Genomic DNA, 3,140 nt, shown 5'->3' on the forward strand with positions numbered 1-3,140 from the left:
CCGGCGGTGGTCTCCACCCCGGCCTGCGCGTAGCCGGCGATGATGGCGGCATCATCCTCGGCCCCTACCCGGTGCGGTACCGGCTCGACGACGCCGAGGCGGGCCCGTTCGGCGGTGGCCGCGGCGGCGTGGTCGAGGTCCTGGTAGGGGGTGCCGCGCCAGAGTGCGAGGGCCGCCCCCAGCCGGTCGGCGAGGTCGGCCAGGTCGGCCGGGGTCAGGCCGGGCGGGGCCGCGGGGAGGTCGCCCGCGGTCGCAAGCGCCCGGTGGGCCGCGTCGACCGCCGCGGTGAACCGGCCCGCGTCGACCGCGTCGTCGCCCACCCGCAGTGCGTAGCCGGGCGGCGTCGTGACCAGCACCGACGCCCGTTCGCGGCGGGCCCGGGACGGTTCGACGGCGCGGCGCAGGCCGGAGACGTACCCGTGCAGCGAGCTCAGCGGCGACGGCGGGACGTCGTCGCCCCACACAAGGTCGACGAGGGTCTCGACGGCGACGGTGCGCGGGCGGTGCAGGACCAGGGCGGCGAGCAGCGCCCGCTGCTTGGGGGTGCCGAGGTCGGCGGGCGTGCCGTCGGCGCCGGTGACCTCCACCGGACCGAGCACCCCCACCCGCATCCGTCGAGGATACGGGCGCCGGGGCGGGCCCGGCCCCCGTCGACCGGTCAGGGAACGGCCACCGTGCCGGTACCGGCGCCGGCCGCCGGCAGCCGCCGCGCTTGCCGACATCGTCCGGTCCGCGTGTCGATTCCGGGTGCGGTTGACTCGTCGTGTAGGCAGACGGGCCCGCCCGGGCCCCGGCACGACGGGACACACCATGGCGAAGTACCTCATCCTCATCTACGGCGACGAGCGCGAGTGGTCGGCGATGACCCCCGAGGACCGGCAGCGGCTCGAGGCCGGCCACCTGGCGTTCCGCGCGGCGGCCGGCCCGGCCGTGCTCGCCGGGGAGGAGCTGGAGCCGGCGTCGACCGCCACGTCGCTGCGGGGCGCCACGGTCACCGACGGGCCGTTCCTGGAGACGAAGGAGGCGCTCGGCGGCTACTACCTGGTCGAGGCCGGCGACCTCGACGAGGCGATCGCGCTCGCGTCGCGGCTGCCGGAGGTCACCGCCGGGCACAGCGGCGTCGAGGTCCGCCCGGTCGTCGATCATGGCTGACGTCGCCGAGGCCGTGTCCGAGGCGCACCGGCGGGACTGGGGGCGGGTCCTGGCCGCGACCGCGCGCCTGACCCGCGACCTGGACCTGGCCGAGGAGTGCACGCAGGACGCGTACGCCAAGGCCCTGGAGACCTGGCCGCACGACGGCGTGCCGGCGCGCCCGGGCGCATGGCTCACAACCGTCGCCAAGAACCGGGCGCTCGATGTACTGCGGAGGGAGTCCACCCTGCGGCGGACGCTCCCGCTGCTCGTGACCGATCCCGGCCCGCCCGCGGCCGAGGACCCGCTGCGGCTCGTGTTCACCTGCTGCCACCCGGCCCTGTCCCGCGACGCGCAGGTGGCCCTCACGCTGCGCCTGGTCTGCGGCCTGTCGACGGCCGAGGTGGCGCGGGCGTTCCTGGTGGCCGAGCCGACGATGGCGGCGCGGGTCACCCGGGCCAAGAAGAAGATCGCCAAGGCGCGCATCCCGTTCCGCGTGCCGCCGCCGGACCGGCTCGGCGAGCGCCTCGACGCGGTCCTGGAGGTGGTCCACCTGGTGTACACCACCGGCCACGCCGCCCCGACCGGCCCGCAGCTGGTGCGCCGCGACCTCACCGACGCGGCGCTCGCCCTCGCGCGGACCCTGCACCGCCTCATGCCCGCGTCGGCGGGCGCGGCCGCGCTGCTCGCGCTGCTGGTGCTCGTCGACGCCCGCCGCGACACCCGGGTCGCCCCGGACGGCCGCCTGCTGCTGCTCGCGGAGCAGGACCGCTCGCGCTGGGACGCGGCGGCCATCGCGGAGGGCACCCGCCTGCTCGCCGGTGCCCTGCGCCGCCAGCCGCCGACCCGCTTCGCCGTCGAGGCCGCGATCGCCGCCGTGCACGCCGAGGCCCCGACCTGGGCCGACACGGACTGGACCGAGATCGTCGGCCTCTACGACGTACTGCTGCGGCTGTGGCCCTCCCCCGTGGTCGCGCTCAACCGGGCCGTCGCGGTGGGCCTGCGCGACGGCCCGCGGGCCGGCCTGGCCGCCCTGGACCCGCTGCTCGCCGAGCCGGCCCTGGCCACGTACGGCTACCTGAGCGCGGCCCGCGCCGACTTCCTGCGCCGCCTCGGCGACCGGCCGGCCGCGGCGGAGGCGTACCGCGAGGCGATCGCCCTGACCGCGAACGACGTCGAACGCGCCTACCTGGCCACCCGCTTGGCAGAGGTGACGGCGTTACGCTGACGGTGACGGCGTTACCCGCCGGCCGGATTGGAGCACCTCGATGGCATACCCGCCGGAGCCGTGGTCGTTGCGCGGCACGATGCACGTGTCCGTGTGGGTGGTACCCTGCTCGGTCGTGCCGCCGCTGCCCGCCGCGCTCGCCGGGGCGGTCCGGGTCGTCCGGCTCGGCGCGCGGGCCGTCGTCGGGACCGCCTGGGTCGACTACCGGCCGGGCGGCGACCTGTCGTACCGGGAGCTGCTCGCCGCGACGCTCACCCGGGCCGGCGCCCGGCCGCGGGTGACGATCAGCCACATCTGGGTCGACAGCCCCGACTCCCGCGACGGCGGGCGGGAGCTGTGGGGCATCCCGAAGGACCTGGCCGACCTCACCGTGACCGACGTCGCCGCGACCGCCTGGACGGGGACCGGCCCGATCGCGTCCTCGGCCGTCCGCGCCGGCGCGCGCCTGCCGTTCCGCCTCCCGGTGGCGTTCCGCGTGGCCCAGGACCTGGCCGGCACGGCGAAGGTGACGCCGGTCCGGTCGACGGCCCGCTACGGCACGACCCGGGTCACGTGGGACATGGCCGCGGACGGCCCGCTGGGGTTCCTGTCGGGCCGCCGGCCGCTGCTGTCGCTGGTGGCGACGGACTTCCGCATGCGCTTCGGCGACCCGGCCCGCCACCCGGCCGCAGACCCGGCCGTGGCCTGACGGGCGAACGGTCACACCCACCCGGCCGGACGCCGGCCACCATGATCACCGCGGCCGCGGCCCCGGCCGGCGAGTGGCGCGGCGCGGCGCGGC

Annotated in this window: 4 protein-coding genes; 3 read left to right on the top strand and 1 reads right to left on the bottom strand. The window is 77.6% G+C overall.

The genetic code is table 11. From position 1 onward, the window contains the following. Positions 1–611, bottom strand: a 611-nt coding sequence (locus ABZS66_RS61125) for a winged helix-turn-helix domain-containing protein (protein ID WP_354774106.1), incomplete at its 3' end; no start/stop codon positions are given. Between the two features lie 199 nt (positions 612–810). On the opposite strand from ABZS66_RS61125, the gene ABZS66_RS61130 reads away from it, so the two are divergent. The 3 genes from ABZS66_RS61130 to ABZS66_RS61140 are packed head-to-tail and all read left to right on the top strand — an operon-like array spanning position 811 to position 3,047. Then, complete coding sequence (locus ABZS66_RS61130; protein WP_354774108.1) at positions 811–1,152, top strand: YciI family protein; 342 nt, start codon at positions 811–813, stop codon at positions 1,150–1,152. Then, positions 1,145–2,359: a DUF6596 domain-containing protein gene (locus ABZS66_RS61135; protein WP_354774110.1), complete on the top strand. Its 1,215-nt coding sequence runs from the start codon at positions 1,145–1,147 to the stop codon at positions 2,357–2,359. The genes ABZS66_RS61130 and ABZS66_RS61135 overlap by 8 nt, the downstream gene beginning before the upstream one ends. A 40-nt stretch (positions 2,360–2,399) precedes the next feature. Then, on the top strand, positions 2,400–3,047 hold the full coding sequence (locus tag ABZS66_RS61140) for an acetoacetate decarboxylase family protein (protein WP_354774112.1): 648 nt from the start codon (positions 2,400–2,402) through the stop codon (positions 3,045–3,047). The last annotated feature ends 93 nt before the right edge of the window (positions 3,048–3,140 follow it).

The organism is Dactylosporangium sp. NPDC005572 (assembly GCF_040605515.1).
Taxonomy (GTDB): Bacteria; Actinomycetota; Actinomycetes; order Mycobacteriales; family Micromonosporaceae; genus Dactylosporangium.

Excerpts from the sequence above, each read along its gene's own strand:
- ABZS66_RS61130 (WP_354774108.1), top strand. The coding sequence starts at position 811 with ATGGCGAAGTACCTCATCCTCATCTACGGCGACGAGCGCGAGTGGTCG.
- ABZS66_RS61135 (WP_354774110.1), top strand. The coding sequence starts at position 1,145 with ATGGCTGACGTCGCCGAGGCCGTGTCCGAGGCGCACCGGCGGGACTGG.
- ABZS66_RS61140 (WP_354774112.1), top strand. The coding sequence starts at position 2,400 with ATGGCATACCCGCCGGAGCCGTGGTCGTTGCGCGGCACGATGCACGTG.